Annotated in this window: 16 protein-coding genes; 1 reads left to right on the forward strand and 15 read right to left on the reverse strand. The window is 66.5% G+C overall.

What is annotated here, in order from left to right:
• Positions 1 to 148: 148 nt before the first annotated feature.
• The 15 genes from AC1DQR_RS31450 to AC1DQR_RS31520 form a co-directional block, all read right to left on the reverse strand.
• The gene (locus AC1DQR_RS31450; RefSeq protein WP_416050431.1) at positions 149 to 1003 is read right to left on the reverse strand and encodes a DMT family transporter; all 855 of its coding nucleotides are present in this window, start codon (positions 1001 to 1003) and stop codon (positions 149 to 151) included.
• A gap of 55 nt (positions 1004 to 1058) precedes the next feature.
• Positions 1059 to 1466 (reverse strand): lactoylglutathione lyase, encoded by a 408-nt coding sequence (gene gloA / locus AC1DQR_RS31455; protein ID WP_006162781.1) that lies wholly within the window; start codon positions 1464 to 1466, stop codon positions 1059 to 1061.
• 116 nt (positions 1467 to 1582) lie between these two features.
• On the reverse strand, positions 1583 to 2467 hold the full coding sequence (locus AC1DQR_RS31460; RefSeq protein ID WP_416047619.1) for a M48 family metallopeptidase: 885 nt from the start codon (positions 2465 to 2467) through the stop codon (positions 1583 to 1585).
• Positions 2464 to 3216, reverse strand: a complete 753-nt coding sequence (locus tag AC1DQR_RS31465) for a lysophospholipid acyltransferase family protein (RefSeq protein ID WP_043343766.1) — start codon at positions 3214 to 3216, stop codon at positions 2464 to 2466. Before AC1DQR_RS31465 ends, AC1DQR_RS31460 begins: the two co-directional genes overlap by 4 nt.
• A gap of 17 nt (positions 3217 to 3233) precedes the next feature.
• A complete protein-coding gene (gmhB, locus tag AC1DQR_RS31470; RefSeq protein ID WP_416047620.1) occupies positions 3234 to 3812 on the reverse strand; it encodes a D-glycero-beta-D-manno-heptose 1,7-bisphosphate 7-phosphatase in 579 nt (192 codons plus the stop codon).
• A gap of 29 nt (positions 3813 to 3841) precedes the next feature.
• Entirely contained in the window at positions 3842 to 5974 is a 2133-nt protein-coding gene (glyS, locus tag AC1DQR_RS31475; protein ID WP_477134406.1) for a glycine--tRNA ligase subunit beta, read from the reverse strand.
• A gap of 36 nt (positions 5975 to 6010) precedes the next feature.
• Positions 6011 to 6667 (reverse strand): hypothetical protein, encoded by a 657-nt coding sequence (locus AC1DQR_RS31480; protein WP_416047622.1) that lies wholly within the window; start codon positions 6665 to 6667, stop codon positions 6011 to 6013.
• A complete protein-coding gene (gene glyQ, locus AC1DQR_RS31485; RefSeq protein WP_183034467.1) occupies positions 6664 to 7614 on the reverse strand; it encodes a glycine--tRNA ligase subunit alpha in 951 nt (316 codons plus the stop codon). The genes AC1DQR_RS31480 and glyQ overlap by 4 nt, the downstream gene beginning before the upstream one ends.
• A gap of 480 nt (positions 7615 to 8094) precedes the next feature.
• The gene (lnt, locus tag AC1DQR_RS31490) at positions 8095 to 9702 is read right to left on the reverse strand and encodes an apolipoprotein N-acyltransferase (protein ID WP_416047623.1); all 1608 of its coding nucleotides are present in this window, start codon (positions 9700 to 9702) and stop codon (positions 8095 to 8097) included.
• Positions 9699 to 10571, reverse strand: a complete 873-nt coding sequence (locus AC1DQR_RS31495; protein WP_043343787.1) for an HlyC/CorC family transporter — start codon at positions 10569 to 10571, stop codon at positions 9699 to 9701. Before AC1DQR_RS31495 ends, lnt begins: the two co-directional genes overlap by 4 nt.
• Before the next feature lie 319 nt (positions 10572 to 10890).
• Positions 10891 to 11643, reverse strand: a complete 753-nt coding sequence (ybeY, locus tag AC1DQR_RS31500) for an rRNA maturation RNase YbeY (protein WP_416047624.1) — start codon at positions 11641 to 11643, stop codon at positions 10891 to 10893.
• A gap of 14 nt (positions 11644 to 11657) precedes the next feature.
• Positions 11658 to 12653 carry a PhoH family protein gene (locus AC1DQR_RS31505; RefSeq protein WP_043343789.1) on the reverse strand — a complete coding sequence of 332 codons (996 nt, stop codon included), beginning with the start codon at positions 12651 to 12653 and terminating at the stop codon, positions 11658 to 11660.
• Positions 12654 to 12693: 40 nt separating this feature from the next.
• Entirely contained in the window at positions 12694 to 14046 is a 1353-nt protein-coding gene (miaB, locus tag AC1DQR_RS31510; protein WP_477134407.1) for a tRNA (N6-isopentenyl adenosine(37)-C2)-methylthiotransferase MiaB, read from the reverse strand.
• Positions 14047 to 14140: 94 nt separating this feature from the next.
• Positions 14141 to 14521 carry a hypothetical protein gene (locus tag AC1DQR_RS31515; protein ID WP_477134408.1) on the reverse strand — a complete coding sequence of 127 codons (381 nt, stop codon included), beginning with the start codon at positions 14519 to 14521 and terminating at the stop codon, positions 14141 to 14143.
• Between the two features lie 124 nt (positions 14522 to 14645).
• Complete coding sequence (locus AC1DQR_RS31520) at positions 14646 to 16334, reverse strand: ClcB-like voltage-gated chloride channel protein (RefSeq protein ID WP_416047627.1); 1689 nt, start codon at positions 16332 to 16334, stop codon at positions 14646 to 14648.
• A gap of 307 nt (positions 16335 to 16641) precedes the next feature.
• Between AC1DQR_RS31520 and AC1DQR_RS31525 the strand changes: the two genes are divergently transcribed.
• Positions 16642 to 17946, forward strand: a 1305-nt coding sequence (locus AC1DQR_RS31525; RefSeq protein ID WP_477134409.1) for a DEAD/DEAH box helicase, incomplete at its 3' end; no start/stop codon positions are given.

Consider the following 17946-nt stretch of genomic DNA (forward strand, 5'->3'; position numbering starts at 1 on the left):
GGCAACTGCAACTGCAACGGCTTAACGTCAAGGGCAACTTCAACTGCAGTTTCACCTCCCCGCAGGGGTGGTGAAATTGCAGTTGATTTTTCAGTTAAGTTCTTGATTATGAAATTGATTTTGCAGTTGCAGCCCCAACCATCTCCATTTACTCCCGCCGATTCACCAACACAATCCCCCCCAACACCAGCACCGCGGCAATCGCAAACCGCATGCCTACGGCGTCATGCATCAGCACCACGCCAAACGCCACCCCGAACAGCGGCGTCAAAAACGAAAACACCGACAAACGCGAAGCCAGATACTGCCGCAGTAGCCAGAACCACGTCAGGTAGCTGGCGAACGCAATCAGCACCGACTGGTAGAACAGGCTGGCCACCACCAAGCCGTCGACGCGCGCATGCAGATGCTGCCCGGCCGCAAGCGCCATGGACAGCAGCATCACCGCAGACACCGCAAGTTGATAGAGCAGCGTCTTGCTGGGCGCTGCCGAAGCCAGCCGGCTGGCGCGCACCACCACCGTGGTAGCGGCCCAGAGGAAGCCGGCCAGGATCCCCAGCGCATCGCCCAGCAACGTGCTGCCGCCATGCGCGGCCGGCGTGGCGATGCCATCGGCAAAGGCCAGCGCCATGCCGCAGAAGGCCAGCCCGACGCCCAGCCATTGCCCGCGCCGCAGGCGTTCGCCGGCGACGCTCAGATGCAGGCCGAGTGCGGTAAAGATGGGCGCGGTGTAGAGGAACACCGCCATGCGCGAAGCCGTGGTGTGGCCGAGCCCAACGAAGATGCAGAAGAACTCGGCGCCGAACAGCAGGCCAGCCAGCAGCCCGGGGCCCAGCGTGCCATCGTGTTGCCACAGCGGCGTGCGGCGCCAGGCGGCAAAGCCGAACACAAGCACGGCTGCCACCGCCGAGCGCACGCCAGCCTGGAGCACGGCGCCCATCAGTGGCGCCGTCGCCTTGATGACCACTTGCTGCAGTCCCCAGGCCACGCACAGGACCACCATCAGCGTGACGGCTGTGCTGTCGAGCGGGCGCCGGCTTGGCAGCGACGCGCTCACCTCAAGGACGGCTGGCGTCGCGCGTGGAATTGCGCTCGATCAGCTCGATCTTGTAGCCGTCCGGGTCTTCGACGAAAGCGATCACCGTGGTGCCGCCCTTGACCGGGCCGGCCTCGCGCACGACGTTGCCGCCGGCGGCGCGGATGCGCTCGCAGGTGGCTGCCGCGTTATCGGTTTCCAGCGCGATATGGCCGTAGGCGGTGCCCATCTCGTACTTTTCCACGCCGTAGTTATAGGTCAGCTCGAGCACGGCGGTTTCGGATTCCGGGCCGTAGCCGACGAAGGCGAGGCGGTATTTGTATTCGGTGTTGTCGCTCTCGCGCAGCAGCTGCATGCCGAGGATGCGGGTGTAGAAGTCGATCGAGCGTTGCAGGTCGCCGACGCGGAGCATGGTGTGGAGGAGTCGCATTTTGGGAGAGGCCTGATCTTGTTTTGGGATAGGTCGAATATTTTAAACGGGATGGAAGCAATAGGTTTGCCTTGGCCAAGGTGTGCCATTTCCCCGTTTTAAATCAAAGGCCCAGCCTAGAACGTGGGCAGCAACTCGGGCGGGTGGGCCCGCAATTGCGCGCGGGCATCACGGAACTCCGGAAAGATCGATGCCACCGTATCCCAGAACCTCGGGCTGTGGTTCATCTCCTTGAGATGCGCCAGCTCATGGGCGGCCACGTAGTCGATCATCGACAGCGGAAAATGCATCAAACGCCAGTTCAGGCGGATCTTGCCGTCGGCGGTGCAACTGCCCCAGCGCGTGGCGGCGGAGGTCAGCGCAAACGCGCTATGCCGCACGCCGAGCTTTTCCGCGTAGATATCGAGCCGCTGTGCCAGCAGGCGTCGTGCCTGGTGTTGCAGCCAGCCTTGCACGCGATCCTTGATCTGCTGCTCGTCGGCATGCACGGGCAGCGCGAGATGAAGGATGCAGGTCTGGGCATCGAACAGCAGCGCGCCGGCCGGAGACTCCAGCTGCAGCGTGATCGGCTTGCCCAGGAAGGGCAGGCTGGCGCCGTCGCGCCATTGCACGGTGGGCAGCACGCGGCGGGCTTCGCGGTGCTGCCATTCCCCCAGCTTGTTGAAGATCCAGCGCTGTTTTTCCAGAATGGCCGACTCGATGTCGGCCAGCGTGACCCAGCGCGGCGCCGTGATGGACAGGCCGCGGTCGTCCACGGTGAAGCCGATGGTACGGCGCGACGAGCGCTTGAGCGTGTAGTGCACGGCGCGCTCGCCCACCAGCAGCCGTCGTGCATTGGGCTGCGGCTGGGGCCAGGGCTGCGCCGTCGGGGAGTTGGGCTGCGCCGGCGCCAACCCGCCTGGCACCATGCCGGGCGCCCTGTCTTCGCCTGCGAGGGCGTCGGACAGCGGCAGCTCCATCTGGGAACCGGGGGAGTCGGGGGTCGGGCGCAGCAATTTCATGCGGGCGTTCTGCTCCGGTAGCTCTCGGCGTCGATTCTACGCATATCTTGTTCGATCCACGCCTCAACCTCTTGATTGACCTGGTCGGCCGTCTTGTTGGCCGACGAAATCGGCGCGCCGACGGAGACCGTGATCAGGCCCGGGTACTTGAGGAACGAGTTGCGCGGCCACAGGCGGCCGGAGTTGACCGCCATCGGGATCACCCATGCGCCGGTCTCCACCGCAAGGCGGGCGCCGCCGCTCTTGTAGCGCGTTTTCTCCAGGCCCGACGGGGTGCGCGTGCCTTCCGGGAACATGATGATCCAGGCGCCTTCGGCTAGCCGCTCGCGGCCCTGGCGCACCGCCGAGGCGAAGGCACGGGTACCTTCCTTGCGGTTGATGTGCACCATCTTGAGCATGCCCAGCGCCCAGCCAAAGAAGGGCACCATCAGCAGTTCGCGCTTGAACACGAAGCACATCGGCTTGGGCATGGTGGCCAGGTAGGCCACGGTTTCCCACGCCGACTGGTGCTTGGACAGCACCACCACCGGCTTGTCGAGCATGGCATCGAAATGCTCACGGCCTTCATAGCGGTAGCGGATACCGCAGATCAGCGCGGCCGCACCGGTCACCAGCCGCGGCCAGCCGCGCACGAAGCGGTAGCGGCGGTCGGCGTTCATGAACGGAAAGACGATGAAGCACGCGCAGGCATAGGGCGGCGTCAGTACCAGGAGGAACAACGCGAACAGCAAGGAGCGGAGAAAAATCATCGGTACGGGAGTTGGGTTCAGGAGCCGGCCTGGCGCGGGGCGCCATCGCCGGTGAGCAGCCAGCGCGCAAAGGCGCGCAGGTCGTCGTGGATCAGCGTGCCGGTCGGCAGGCCGCCCTTTTTCTCGGTCTTGGGGCCTTTGCCGGTCAGCACCAGGTGCGGGGTGCAGCCTACCGCCAGCCCGGCTTCGAGGTCGCGCAGGGAGTCGCCCACCAGCGGCACGCCCTTGAGCTCGACGCCGAAGCGCTCCGCCAGCTGCTCAAGCATGCCAGGCTTGGGTTTGCGGCAATCGCAGCCGTCCGCCGCCGTATGCGGGCAGAAGAAGACCGCGTCGACGCGCCCGCCCAGGTTGGCCAGCGCCTTGTGCATCTTCTCGTGCATGGCGTTGAGCGCGCTCATCTCGAACAGGCCGCGGCCGATACCGGACTGGTTGCTGACGATCACCACGCGATAGCCGGCCTGGTTGAGCGCTGCGATCGCTTCCAGGCTGCCATCGATGGGGATCCATTCGTCCGGCGTCTTGATGAACTGGTCGCTGTCGAGGTTGACGACCCCGTCGCGATCGAGCACGACAAGCTTGGGCGGTGTCTGCGGCATGATGGCTTCCCGTTGTGGTGCCGGGCCGCTTACGCGGCCAGCTTGGAGATGTCGGCCACGCGATTGGCCAGCACGTGCAGCGAGGCCAGCAGCGCGAGCCGGTTGGCGCGCAGTTGCGGGTCTTCGGCCATCACCATGACATCGTTGAAGAACTGGTCGACCGCTTCGCGCAGCTGCGCCAGGTCGCGCAGCGCGGTGGCGAAGTCGCCATTGGCGAAGGCGGCATCCACTTGCGGACGCACGCTTTCCACCGCCTTGTGCAGCGCGCTTTCGGCGGCTTCCTGGAGCAGGGCCGGCTGCACCGTCCCCACGGGCTCGGTGTTCTTGCGCAGGATGTTGATGATGCGCTTGTTGGCCGCGGCCAGCGCCTCGGCCTGGGGCAGGGCGGCAAAGGTGCGCACCGCTTCCAGGCGGGCCAGGATATCGTCCAGGCGCTGCGGGCGCAGGCTCACCACGGCTTCGACCTCATGGGTGGTGTAGCCCTTGTCCTTCAGGTAGCCGCGCAGTCGGTCGTAGAGGAAATCGGCAATCGCGGCTTGCGCGGGCTTGACCGCGGCAATGCCGGCGAAGGCTTGCTGGGTGAGTTCCAGCAGCGCGTCGATCGACAGCGGCAGCGGGGTTTCGACCAGCATGCGCAGGATGCCCAGCGCGTGGCGGCGCAGCGCGAACGGGTCCTTCTCGCCGGTGGGCGACAGGCCGATGCCCCAGATGCCGACCAGCGTTTCCAGCTTGTCGGCCAGCGCCACGGCCAGGCTCACCGGGCTGCCCGGCAGGGCGTCGCCGGCAAAGCGCGGGCGGTAGTGCTCTGAGCAGGCCAGCGCCACGCTCTGCGCTTCGTCGTCGTGGCGCGCGTAGTACGTGCCCATGGTGCCTTGCAGTTCCGGGAATTCGCCCACCATGTCGGTCAGCAGGTCGGCCTTGGCGAGTTCGGCGCCGCGCATGGCGGCCGCCTTTTCCACGGCAATGCCGGCTGCGCCCAGCGCGTCGGCGATGTGGCCGGCGATCTGCTGCAGGCGCTGCACGCGGTCGAGCTGCGTGCCGATCTTGTTGTGATAGACCACGTTGGCCAGTTGGGGCACGCGCGAGGCAAGGGTCTTCTTGCGGTCCTGGTCGAAGAAGAACTTGGCGTCCGCCAGGCGCGGGCGCACCACGCGCTCGTTGCCGCTGATGATGGACTCCGGCGTATCGGTGGCCAGGTTGGAAACCACCAGGAAGCGGTTGCGCAGGTGGCCGGCGGCGTCGGTCAGCGCGAAGTACTTCTGGTTGGTCTGCATGGTCAGGATCAGGCATTCCTGCGGCACCTCGAGGAAGACCTCCTCGAAGTGGCAAGGATAGACCACCGGCCATTCCACCAGCGAGTTGACTTCGTCGAGCAGCGCATCGGGCATCACGACCTGGTCGGCGCCCGCCTGCTCGAGCAGCGCGGTGCGGATGCGTTCGCGGCGATCCGCGTAGCTGGCCAGCACGTGGCCTCGCGACGCCAGCACGGCGGCGTATTCGCCTGCATGCGCGATCTCGATCTCGCCGCTGGAGAGGAAGCGGTGGCCGCGCGTGGTTCGGCCAGCCTGCAGCCCCAGCACGCTGAGCGGCACCACCTCGGTGCCAAGCAGTGCGATTAAACCGTGCGCGGGGCGCACGAAATGCACCGTGCTGCCGTCCGGGCGCTGGTAGCTCATCACCTTGGGGATGGGCAGCTTGGCGATGGTGTCGTCCAGCGCTGCCTGCAGCCCGGCGCCCAGTTCGGCGCCGCGCGCGGTGTAGCGGTAGAAGAGGGCGTCGGCCTTGCCGTCGGAGGCGCGCTCCAGGGTTTGCCAGTCGATCGCCTCGACGCCTACCGATTTAGCCAGGGCGGCCAGTTTCTTGGCCAGCGGGGCGGTGGGCTGGCCGGTGGCGTCCAGCGCCACGGTCAGTGGCAGCACTTTCTCGCGCTGCTCGCGGTCGGGCGCGTTACGGCGCACTTTGGTGACCAGCGCAGCCAGCCGGCGCGGCGTGGCGAACGCGGTCACGGCGGCGCCGTCACCTACCAGGCCACGCTCGGAGAGGCCGGCGAAGAGGCCCTGCGCGAAGGCGTCGCCCAAGCGTGCCAGCGCCTTGGGCGGCAGCTCTTCGGTGAGCAGTTCGATCAGCAGCGTATCGTTCGAATCGGTCAGGAGTTGCGACATGAATCGTTTCCAACAAGTTGTGGCACGCGCTGCGCTTTAGCAGCGCGGTGCAATAGTAGGTTCTACGCCGGACAACAGCCACAGGCCGTTTTGCTGGCGGAATTGCAGCGTGGTTGCTACGCACTGCGTGTCTGCGCTGGTGCCATTGGTGCCGCTGCTTGCGCTGCTGCCACGGCCGCCGGGGGCGGGACGGGGCGCGAAGAAGCGGGCATCGAGGCGGCGCAGCCGCTTGTCGTAGCGGATCTCGTCGATGCGGCCGCTCACCCAGAAGTCGATCCTGGGCGGCAGCTGCGCGGCCGAGTAGTACGTCTTGATCTGCCTGCGCACCCGCCCGTTGACCGTCTCGGTCTCAATCCACGAGAGCGGGTAGCGGATCGCGCTTTCATAGGCGCGCAGGGGCACGCGGTGCCAGCCCAGGTCCTTGGAGCCCGAGAGATCGCACGAGAACGTGCGCACCAGCTGGGTCCATTGGTCCAGCGAGTTGTTCGGGCCGAAAGCGCCATGCCAGTGCCGGTCGATCGCCTGCTGCAGGGCCTGCGGATTGGCCTCGCACACATTGGACAGGTCGGCCGGCAGGTACAGCACCTGTGGGCTCGGCATCGGCGCGGTGGCCTGGGCGGCGCCATGCGCCCCCAAGGCCAGCAGTGCCAGGGCAGCGCCTCGGCATAGCGCGCTGCGCGCTGCGCGGGTCATGCGGTGGCCTCGCGCTCGCACATCGGGAAGCCGAGCGACTCGCGCGAGTCGTAGTAGGCCTGGGCCACCAGCCGCGACAGGTTGCGGATGCGGCCGATGTAGGCCGCGCGCTCGGTGACCGAGATCGCGCCGCGCGCATCCAGCAGGTTGAATGTGTGTGCGGCCTTGAGCAGTTGCTCGTAGGCCGGCAGCGCCAGGCGCTTGGCGACTTCGGCCGGTGCGTCCTGCTGCGTGGCTTCGGCGGCACCCATCAAGCGCTTGGCCTCGGACTCGTACTCGGCGAAGTGGCGGAACAGGATCTCGGTGTTGCTCTGCTCGAAGTTGTAGGTGGATTGCTCCACTTCGTTCTGGTGATAGACGTCGCCATAGGTCAGGCGGCGCGTCTTGCCGTTTTCTTCCCACTCGGTCCACACCAGGTCATAGATGTTCTCGACCTTCTGCAGGTACATCGCCAGGCGCTCGATGCCGTAGGTGATCTCGCCGGTAATGGGCTTGCAGTCGATGCCGCCAACCTGCTGGAAGTAGGTGAATTGAGTGACTTCCATGCCGTTGAGCCAGACTTCCCAGCCCAGGCCCCAGGCGCCGAGGGTGGGGTTCTCCCAGTCGTCTTCGACGAAGCGGATGTCGTTTTGCTTCAGGTCCAGGCCCAGCGCTTCCAGCGAGCCGAGGTACAGCTCCAGGATGTTCTCGGGTGCCGGCTTGAGCACCACCTGGTACTGGTAGTAGTGCTGCAGGCGGTTGGGGTTCTCGCCATAGCGCCCGTCCTTGGGGCGGCGCGACGGCTGCACATAGGCGGCTCGCCACGGTTCCGGGCCGATCGCGCGCAGGAAGGTGTGCACGTGCGAGGTGCCGGCGCCGACCTCCAGATCGATAGGTTGCAAGAGTGCACAACCCTGCCGGTCCCAGTAGGCCTGCAGGGTGAGGATCATTTGTTGGAAGGTCAGCATAGGCGAAGACTAGTAAGGGCCTGCACGCAGGCCAGCAAGCAAGGGCGGACGGCGTGGCGGCAAAGTTGCCGCGGCGCCTCACGAAGATCGTGCCAAACCCTGAATTCTATCGGTTTTTTTGCCGCCGCCAGCCATCGGCACGGCCCTTGCATGCGTCAGGGCGTCCAATCCCGCCCGCGGGGCTGGCATGTGGTGTCGGCGTTTTGCAACGAATCGGGTAAACACCGAAGGGTGCTAAAGGCCTGCCGGATACTGGTCGTTAGTGTTTTTGTATACAGTATTAGGCAGAGCTGTGCATAACAGCCGCAACCGTTTGAATCAATCCAGCTACGGGGACACCGGTCATGTCGCTACTTTCTCGCAAGCCTTATCTCGTCGCCATTGCAGTGATGATTGCCGCCGCCCTGGTCTCGGCCGTAGCGGCGTCGGCCTGACAACAGGCCTGGCGATGGGGCCGGCGCAGGCCGGCCCGGACTATCGTCAGCCCTGCCGGCGGCGGCGCCAGGCCGCCAGTGCCAGCACCAGCAGGCATGCCGCCAGCGCCGGTACATTGCCCCAACGCACGTAGGGGGTGAAACCCTGCGTGCCCTGCACATTGGCGGTGAGCGTGCCGACGGTGAAGGTCGGCAGTTGTCCCGCCACCACGCCGTCCGGCGTCACCACGGCCGTCATGCCGGTATTGGTCGAGCGCAGCATCGGCCGGCGCGTTTCCAGCGCGCGCATGCGCGAGATCTGCAGATGCTGGTCCAGCGCGATGGTGTCGCCGAACCAAGCCAGGTTGGTCACGTTGGCCAGGATATTGGCCGGCACCTTCTGGCTGCGCAGGGTCTCGGCGATTTCCTCGCCGAACAGATCCTCGTAGCAGATATTGGGCGCCACCAGGATGCCGCGCACGGGCAGCGGCGTCTGGTCCAGCCCGCCGCGGCGGAAATCCCCCAGCGGCATCTTCATCATGTCCACGAACCAATGGAAGCCGAAGGGAATGAACTCGCCGAACGGCACCAGGTGGTGCTTGTTGTAGCGGTACAGCCGTTCGGTCAATGGGCCCAGGCCAAAGACGCTGTTGGTGAAATCGACCGGCGAATCCGCGCCGGCGGCGCCGAACAGCACGGTGGTGCCGCTAGCCACGGTGAAGTCGCGCACCGCGATGGCGATGTCTACCGGCAGGTCCTGCAAGATCACCGGGAACGCCGTCTCCGGCGTCACGACCAGATCGGCCGGGGCGGCGGTGATCAGGTCACGATAAAGCTCGAGCGAGCGCTGCACGCCGACCGGCTCGAACTTGATGTCCTGCGCCACGTTGCCTTGCAGCAGCCGCACCGAAATGGGATTGCCGGCAGGTGTGGTCCAGGCGATCGGCACCAGCGCGGCGCCGGCCAGCGGCAACGCCACGGCGGCCGCCAGGGCGATCGCGCCGGCACGCATGCCATGCGGGTTGGCGTGCGCATCGCGACCACGGCCAAAGCCACGCGCGGCGGCCACCAGCAAGGCGGCCACGGTCGCGGCCAGCGCGCCGATGCCATAGACACCCACCAGCGGCGCGAAGCCGGCCAGCGGGCCATCGGTATGGGCGTAGCCGCTGGACAGCCACGGAAAGCCGGTGAAGACCACGCCGCGCAGCCATTCCGACAGCCCCCAGGCCGCCCCAAAGGCGAGTGGCGCGAGCAGTGCCAATGAGGTTGTCCGCGTACGGCGGGCAGTCAGCCAGTGCCACGTGGCGGCGGCCAGTGCCGGATAGAGTGAGAGGAAGGCGCCGAACAGCAGCACGGCAAGCATCGCCATCCACGCCGGCATCTCGCCATAGACGTGCATGCTGATATAGAGCCACCAGATGCCGGAGAGGAACCAGCCGAGGCCGAAGGCGTAGCCGGTGGCGGCCGCGCCACGGGTGCGCGGCGCATCGGCGACCAGTGCCACCAGCCCCGCCAGCGCCAGCAGTTGCAGCCACCACCAGGTGTGCGGCGCGTAGGCCTGGGTATGGGCCACGCCCAGCACGGCAGCCAGCAGCAGGCGGGGCAGGCTCACGCCGCGCGCGTCGTCGCGTCCGGCGCTGGCGGCGCCGGACCATGCCTGGACAACGCGCTTCATACGCCGTCCACGTCGGGCGGGGTGAGCGGGGCCTCGCGGCGCACCAGCATCAGGTGCGCCTGGCGGGCGTCGGCACGCAGGACTTCAAAGCGCATCGGCGGCAACACCACCACTTCGCCGCGATGCGGCACGTGACCCAGGTGGTTGCTCAGCAAGCCGCCCACGGTATCGACGTCGTGATCCGAGAATTGCGTGCCGAAGGTTTCGTTGAACTGCTCGATTTCGGTCAGTCCATGCACGCGCCAGCTGCCATCGGGCAACTGCACGATGTTGTCGTGGTCTTCGTCGAGGTCGAACTCATCCTCGATGTCGCCCACAATCTGCTCCAGCACGTCCTCGATGGTGACCAGGCCGGCGACGCCGCCGTACTCGTCCACCACCATGGCGATGTGGTTGCGGTTGATGCGAAAGTCGCGCAACAGGATATTGAGGCGCTTGGACTCGGGAATGAACACCGCCGGGCGCAAGGTCTCGCGCAGGTCGAACTCTTCATCGGTGTAATACCGCAAGAGGTCCTTGGCGAGCAGGATGCCGATGATGTTGTCGCGGCTGCCTTCATAGACCGGAAAGCGCGAGTGCGCTGTCTGCCGCATGAAGGGAATGAAGCTCTCCGGCGCGTCGGCGATATTGACGGTGTCCATCTGGCCACGGGGGACCATGATGTCGCGCGCGGTGAGTTCGGATACCTGGAACACGCCTTCGATCATGGAAAGCGAGTCGGCGTCGATCAGGTTGCGCGCATGCGCATCCTGGAGCACCTCAAGCAATTCGGCACGGGAGTCGGGCTCCGGAGAGATGAAATCCGAGAGCCGTTCGAGCAGGGATCGGGGACGGTCGGCTGACTTCGAACTGGGATAAGGGTCGTTCATGGCGCGACGAGCGCGGGGTGGATATCGGTTGAAGGATACACTAAAAGGGTTTGGGGGCTGTGATAGGGGAGGTTTGGCGGGGTTTGAAATGGCAACTGCGACGTGAAAATTGGCTTCAGCTGGTTTGACGTCAACTGCAACTGCTTAACTGCAACTGCGGTTTCACCACTCCTGCGGGGCGGCGACCTACTTTCTTGTCTTGCCAAGAAAGTAGGCAAAGAAGGCGCCCCATACGGCCTTGGCACACCTTCACGGCTCGCTTCGCATCGCGGCTGGGTGATTCCCGCCTTGGGGCGGGAATCACAGCTACACCTGTCTTCTAGTCTTTGATTTTGATGTTGCCGTCGGCCAGGTACGGATCCGGGTAGCCTAGGGCTTGCAGCGTTTCCGTCTCGATGGCTTCCATCTCTTCCGCTTCGCCATCTTCCTCGTGCTCGTAGCCCTGCGCATGCAGGACGCCGTGCACGATCAGGTGGGCGTAGTGCGCTTCAATCGACTTTTTCTGCTCGCGGGCTTCCTGCTCCACTACCGGGCAGCACAGGACGATGTCGCCGCTGACCGGGTCGGACTCGTGCTCGGCATAGGCGAAGGTCAGCACATTGGTCGCGTAGTCCTTGCCGCGGTAGCTGCGGTTCAGGCTGCGGCCTTCGTCCTCGCCCACGAAGCGGATGGTGAGCGTCGCATCGGCGTACAGCGCGGACTTGGCCCAGGTCTGGACCTTGCGCTGGGTCGGCAGGCCGCGCTGTCCCTTGATGCCTTCGCCATATTGCAGTGCCAGCTCCAGGGATGGCGGCGTGGCGGGTGTGCCGGTGGTGGTGACCGTAGGCGTGGCGGTCACGGCGACCGACAAGGCGTCGTGGTTGTCCGGACGCACCAGCAGGCCGGCTTGCTGGCGGTCGTCGGTGTGCTCGGCCAGCAGCGCGACGACGCCGTCGGCGGCTTGCGACAGGTCCACGGTGATGCTGCGGCCGTCAGGCAGTTGCACGCGCAGGGCGTGTGCCTGGGTCTTGCGCGCGCGGCCTTCGGCGTCGAACAGGATCAGGCTGGCGGGGGAGGAGGATTTTGCGTTCACGATTGGGCGTTTGATTAAGCGTCTCGATGTTGAGCGTGATATTCGTCGTAAGCATCGACGATGCGCGCCACCAGCGGGTGTCGCACCACGTCGGTGCTGGTAAAGCGGGTCATGGCCACGCCGCGCACTTCACGCAGCACGTGCTGGGCTTCCACCAGCCCGCTCTTCTGCCCGCGTGGCAGGTCGATCTGGGTGGTGTCGCCGGTGATGACCGCCTTGGAGCCAAAGCCGATCCGGGTCAGGAACATCTTCATCTGCTCGGGCGTGGTGTTCTGSGCCTCGTCSAGGATGATGAAGGCATGGTTCAGCGTGCGCCCGCGCATATAGGCCAGCGGCGCGACCTCGATCATCTGGCGCTCGAACATCTTCTGCGTGCGGTCGAAGCCGAGCAGGTCGTAGAGCGCGTCGTACAGCGGCCGCAGGTAAGGATCGATCTTCTGCGCCAGGTCGCCGGGCAGGAAGCCCAGGCGTTCGCCGGCTTCCACCGCCGGTCGCGTCAGCACGATGCGCTTGACCGAGTCGCGCTCGAGCGCGTCCACGGCGCAGGCCACCGCCAGGTAGGTCTTGCCGGTGCCGGCCGGGCCGATGCCCAGAGTCAGGTCGTGCGCCAGCACGTTGCGCAGGTAGTCGCGCTGCATGGGCGTGCGCCCGTGCAGGCCCGCGCGGCGCGTGTGCAGCACGGGGGATTCGTCATCGTCGCTCCCGGTATCCGCGCTCGCGCCGTCGGGCACGTAGCCGCCGTGCGCGGCGACCTGGCGTGCCTCGACCAGGCCGAGCTGCACGTCGTCGATCGACAGGGCGGTGCGGGCGTTGTTGTAGAAGCGCTCAAGGGCCGCCGCGGCGTCGCGGGCGTAGGCGCCGCGCACGGTCATGCGATGGCCGCGGCGCTGGATGGTGACGTCGAGCGCCTGCTCGATCTGGCGCAGGTTCTCGTCAAGCGGCCCGCACAGGTTCTGCAGGCGGGCGTTGTCGTCCTTGGGGGCGACGAATTCGGCTGAAGGGATTTTCATCTGGGTACGAGTGGCTGCATCAGGCTGCATCAGGCGTGGGTTACTGGCGCACGACGATTTCGCCGCGCAGCGAATGCGGGAAGGCTTCGGTAATGGCCACATCCACCATTTCGCCGACCATKCGGTCGCGCCTGGCCTGGAGCACGCCGGGCAGTGCGAAGTTCACCACGCGGTTGTTCTCGGTGCGGCCGTGCAGCTCGGTCGGATCCTTGCGTGCCGGGCCTTCCACCAGGATGCGCTGCACCGAGCCGACCATGCCTTTGCTGATGCGCTGCACGTTTTCCTCGATGGTGGCCTGCAGATGCTGCAGGCGCCGCAGCTTGACCTCGTGCGGCGTGTCATCGGCCAGGTTGGCCGCCGGCGTGCCGGGGCGCGGGCTGAAGATAAACGAGAACGAAGTGTCGTAGCCGATCTCCTCGATCATCGCCATCAGCTTGTTGAAGTCCGCCTCGGTCTYGCCGGGGAAGCCGATGATGAAGTCGGATGACAGCGACATGTCCGGGCGCAGCGCGCGCAACTTGCGGATGATGCTCTTGTATTCCAGCACGCTGTAGCCGCGCTTCATCGCCATCAGGATGCGGTCGGAGGCGTGCTGCACCGGCAGGTGCAGGTGGTTGACCAGCTTCGGGCAGCGCTCGTACATCTCGATCAGGCGCGGCGTGAACTCCTTCGGGTGGCTGGTGGTGTAGCGGATGCGCTCGATGCCGGGGATCTCGGCCACGTATTCGATCAGCAGCGCGAAGTCGGCGATCTCGCTGGTGCCGCCCATGGCGCCGCGATACGCGTTGACGTTCTGGCCCAGCAACGTGACTTCGCGCACGCCTTGCCCGGCCAGCCCGGCGACTTCCGCCAGTACGTCCTCGAACGGGCGGGAGACTTCCTCGCCACGGGTGTAGGGCACCACGCAGTAGCTGCAGTACTTGGAGCAGCCTTCCATGATGGAGACAAAGGCGCTCGGGCCTTCCACGCGTGCCGGCGGCAGGTGGTCGAATTTTTCGATTTCGGGAAAGGAAATGTCCACCTGCGAGTGGCCGGTCTGCTGGCGGCGGTTGATCATGTCAGGCAGGCGGTGCAGCGTCTGCGGGCCGAACACCASGTCGACATAGGGCGCGCGCTTGACGATGGCGGCGCCTTCCTGGCTCGCCACGCAGCCGCCCACGCCGATCACCAGGTCCGGCTTGACGGCCTTGAGCGCCTTCAGGCGGCCCAGTTCGGAGAACACCTTCTCTTGCGCCTTCTCGCGCACGGAGCAGGTGTTGAAGAGGATGACGTCCGCTTCTTCCAGCGTGTCTGTCTTCTCCATGCCCTGGGTGGCGTGGAGCATATCGACCATCTTGTCCGAGTCGTACTCGTTCATCTGACAGCCGTAGGTTTTGACGAAGACTTTTTTCATGGTGCCGATCTCAGTGGTTGACCTGGGGGCATCAGGGTTTTATGGGGACGAAAGACATCCGGGCCTCGGCGCGTCGCCGCGCCCCGGACTACGACTATTGCGCTGCTTTTTGTTCCTGCTCGGTCAGCACCCAGGCCGTCAGCAACTGGCCGTAGAGGTCGAGCTTGAACCGCACCGGCAGTTTTTGGCCGGCCACCGCCCCGATGGGCAGCAACTGGTTGTCCGTGCCGAACAGCCGCAGGCCCGGCGCCACGCCAACGGTCTTGCCGTCCAGCGTGGCCGACTGCGGCGCGCTGGGCGACTGCGCGGCGAGCACCAGCTTGGCCTTGGCCGCGTCCGCGGGGATCACGCGCAACGCCTGCTGCGCATACGCCGTTGCCGGTAGCAGCGCGGCGGGCAAAACAAGCGATGCAGCTAGCAAGGTGGCCCGGACCAAAGCGAAAAGGGCAGGGCGCGCGGCACGGTTGGCTGGCATGGAGGCTCCGGCAGAAACGGTTCGGAAAACGATAGCGGAATACGAAAGCGATTCGGGTCTTCTCCCCGGCGGCGCGGGCCGGGCAACCCTATATTCTACCCGGTCGCCTGCCGGCCACGCGGCGCTAGAACAGCCCGGATGCTTCCTGCAGCACACGCTGCTTGGAGACCGTGCCCATCAGCTCGCGCCCGGCCGTGTCGCGGATCAGCGGGATCCGGTTGAGCGCGTGATGGGTGAACAGCCGCAGCGCGTCGGGCAGCCGCGACTCCGGCGTCAGGGTGGGGAAATCGCGTTCGCACAGTGCTAGCAGACCCGCGTGCGGCCGCTCGCGCAGTGCACGTTGCACCGCATGGATCGACAGCGCGCCCAGCAGGCAGCCATCCGGCCCAACCATATAAAGATAGCGCGTGCCGGTCTCGGCGAACTTGTCGCTGGCCTGCTCCAGCGTGGCCTCGGGGCCGATGACGGTGTCGGTGGTGTCGCACAGCCCGGCCAGCGTCAGCGCCCGCGCGCGTTCCGCGGCGGCGGATGCCTGGGTGCGCTCTGCCACCACGCTGTACAAGGACAAGGTCTGGCAACGCGATGCGGTGTAGTAGGCCGCCGCCGCGCCGATCATGCCCGGCAGCAGCAGCGCCGGGGCCAGCGTCATCTCGAACACCATCAGTACCGACATCAGCGGCGCCTGGCTGGTGGCGGCCAGGAAGGCGGCCATGCCCACCAGCGGCAGCAGCGGCGCGCCGCTGCCGCCCGGCACGGCGGGTGCCAGCAGCTGCCCGAGCGCCGCGCCGACGAACAGCGAAGGCGTGAACACGCCGCCCACCGCGCCCGAGCCCATGCTGAGCACGGTGGCCAGCAGCTTGGCCAGCAACACCGCCGCCAGCGATACGCTCAAGGGGTGCGCCTGCAAGATCGACTGGATGGTGTAGTAGCCGTTGCCGACCACCTCGGGCACCCAGATCGCCAATACGCCCACCATCGCACCGCCCAGCGCCAGGCGCGGCACCAGGCCGCCCGGCACCCGGGCAAAGGCACCCTTGGCCAGGCTGGAGGCGCGCATGAAGAGGGCGCCGGACACGCCGGCCAGCACGCCGAGCAAGACCGCCGCCAGCAGCATGGGCGGATGCAGCAGGTCGGCGGGCACGGTCAGGCCGGGATAGAGCGGCTGCAGGCCGCCATGTAACTGGCTGACCACGGTGCCCGCCACGGAAGCCAGGAACAGCGGCATCAGGCGCTGCACTGCCACTGCGCCGAAGACCACCTCGGCCACGAAGACCGCCGCCGATAGCGGCGTGTGGTACACCGAGGCCAGCCCGGCGGCTGCCGCGCAAGCCGTGAGCATGCGCCGCAGGTTGGTGTCGCCATCCGGCCCGCTGCCGCCGCGCGCGGACGGAAACACCGATCCGCACAGGGCCGCGAGCTGGATCATCGCGCCTTCCTTGCCCACCGAGCTGCCGGTGACGATGGAGCAGAACGAAGACAGCGCACGCAGCAAGGTGATGCGCACCGGCAGGCGCCCGGTGCCGCTGGCAACCGCCTCCATATAGTCGGAGACGCCTGGCTGCGCGGCGTTGAGCTTGGCTGCCGCCGTCAGCAGCAAGCCCGCGATCACGCCGCCAAGCGTCGGGATCGCCACCCGCCAGATCAGGGCGAGGCCCGCGAATACCGTGACGATATCGGCATGCGTGCCAAACATCACATAGCCGCTAGCGTCCAGCGCCTCCTTGAACAGGGTGGTGACGATGGCCGCGGCAATCCCTACCGGGATGGCAGTAAAGAGGGTGACTTCCTGGTCTTCGATGAACCTGAACCGCATCGTGTCGGCATCCGGGGGCTGGGATGGGCTGGGCCGGGCTGGCGCGCGCCCGCGCGGTGCGTGGGCTCACCCAGGCAGGGGGCCAGGCGGGGGATGGCCGCCATCATAGCGCAGCGGCGCGCGCGTCCTCGGGGCGCAGCGCGCGCGCGAAAGCGCCAGGCTGGTACACTAGCGGTCTTTCCTCCTAAAGAAGCGGGGGCAGTCGCCTCGCTTCGCCGGTCGGTATTTCCGGTTTTCGGTTTTCTCACTCACGTCGCCCCCGCGATTGGCGCACCACATGCGCAAAGGGCGGCCGAAGCGTCAATTCATGTCTTTTTCCGAACTTGGCTTGTCCGACAAGCTTATGCGTGCCGTGGCCGAACAGGGCTATACCACGCCGACTCCGATTCAAGCGCAGGCGATTCCCGCCATCCTGAAAGGGGGCGACCTGCTTGCCGGCGCGCAGACCGGCACCGGCAAGACGGCCGGCTTCACGCTGCCGCTGCTGCAACTGCTGTCCGAATCCTCGGCCGGCCGCGAACCCGCGCGTGGACAGCGCCTGCCGGTGCGCGCACTGGTCCTGACCCCGACCCGCGAACTGGCGGCGCAGGTGGAAGAAAGCGTCCGTAACTACGGCAAGTACCTCAAGCTGCGCTCCATGGTGATGTTCGGCGGCGTGGGTATCAACCCGCAGATCGAACAGCTCAAGCGCGGTGTCGATATCGTGGTGGCCACGCCCGGCCGCCTGCTCGATCACCTGTCCCAGCGCACCATCGACCTGTCGCACGTGGAAATGCTCGTGCTGGACGAAGCCGACCGCATGCTCGACATGGGCTTCATCCACGACATCCGCAAGATCCTCAACGTCTTGCCGCCGAAGCGGCAGAACCTGCTGTTCTCGGCCACCTTCTCCGACGAGATCCGCGGCCTGGCCGACCGCCTGCTGGATAACCCCGCCTCCATCGAAGTGGCGCGCCGCAATACCACGGCCGAAACCGTGGCGCAGCGCGTCTACCCGGTGGACCGCGAGCGCAAGCGCGAACTGCTGGCCCACCTGGTGCGCGAGAACGACTGGCACCAGGTGCTGGTGTTCACCCGCACCAAGCATGGCGCCAACCGCCTGGCCGAGCAGCTCGACAAGGACGGCCTGTCGGCATTGGCGATCCACGGCAACAAGAGCCAGTCGGCCCGCACGCGCGCGCTGACCGAGTTCAAGGCCGGCACGCTGCGCCTGCTGGTGGCGACCGATATCGCCGCGCGCGGCATCGACATCGACCAACTGCCCCACGTGGTCAACTACGACCTCCCCAACGTGCCCGAAGACTACGTGCACCGTATCGGCCGTACCGGCCGCGCCGGCGCCGAGGGCGAGGCAATCTCGCTGGTCTGCGTGGATGAAATCTCGCTGATGCGCGATATCGAGCGGCTGATCAAGCGCCAGATCGAGCAAACCATCTTGCCGGGCTTCGAGGTCGATCCGAGCATTCCGGCCGAGCCGATCCAGAAGGGCCGGCAGGCACGCGGCCAGGGCCAGGGCCAGGGCAATGGTGGTGGCCGTGGCCGCGGCCAGGCACCCGCCGGCGGCCAGCCGCGCGGCCGCGCACCGGCAGCGGACGCTGCCGAGCGCCAGCAA

The sequence above is a fragment of the Cupriavidus sp. 05L411 genome (assembly GCF_056398045.1).

What these genes read in the sequence shown, in the direction of transcription:
- AC1DQR_RS31480 (WP_416047622.1), bottom strand. Translation starts at nt 6,667, where the DNA reads ATGACCCGCGCAGCGCGCAGCGCGCTATGCCGAGGCGCTGCCCTGGCA.
- AC1DQR_RS31465 (WP_043343766.1), bottom strand. Translation starts at nt 3,216, where the DNA reads ATGATTTTTCTCCGCTCCTTGCTGTTCGCGTTGTTCCTCCTGGTACTG.
- AC1DQR_RS31460 (WP_416047619.1), bottom strand. Translation starts at nt 2,467, where the DNA reads ATGAAATTGCTGCGCCCGACCCCCGACTCCCCCGGTTCCCAGATGGAG.
- glyS (WP_477134406.1), bottom strand. Translation starts at nt 5,974, where the DNA reads ATGTCGCAACTCCTGACCGATTCGAACGATACGCTGCTGATCGAACTG.
- glyQ (WP_183034467.1), bottom strand. Translation starts at nt 7,614, where the DNA reads ATGCTGACCTTCCAACAAATGATCCTCACCCTGCAGGCCTACTGGGAC.
- lnt (WP_416047623.1), bottom strand. Translation starts at nt 9,702, where the DNA reads ATGAAGCGCGTTGTCCAGGCATGGTCCGGCGCCGCCAGCGCCGGACGC.
- AC1DQR_RS31495 (WP_043343787.1), bottom strand. Translation starts at nt 10,571, where the DNA reads ATGAACGACCCTTATCCCAGTTCGAAGTCAGCCGACCGTCCCCGATCC.
- AC1DQR_RS31450 (WP_416050431.1), bottom strand. Translation starts at nt 1,003, where the DNA reads ATGGTGGTCCTGTGCGTGGCCTGGGGACTGCAGCAAGTGGTCATCAAG.
- gmhB (WP_416047620.1), bottom strand. Translation starts at nt 3,812, where the DNA reads ATGCCGCAGACACCGCCCAAGCTTGTCGTGCTCGATCGCGACGGGGTC.
- AC1DQR_RS31520 (WP_416047627.1), bottom strand. Translation starts at nt 16,334, where the DNA reads ATGCGGTTCAGGTTCATCGAAGACCAGGAAGTCACCCTCTTTACTGCC.
- gloA (WP_006162781.1), bottom strand. Translation starts at nt 1,466, where the DNA reads ATGCGACTCCTCCACACCATGCTCCGCGTCGGCGACCTGCAACGCTCG.
- AC1DQR_RS31515 (WP_477134408.1), bottom strand. Translation starts at nt 14,521, where the DNA reads ATGCCAGCCAACCGTGCCGCGCGCCCTGCCCTTTTCGCTTTGGTCCGG.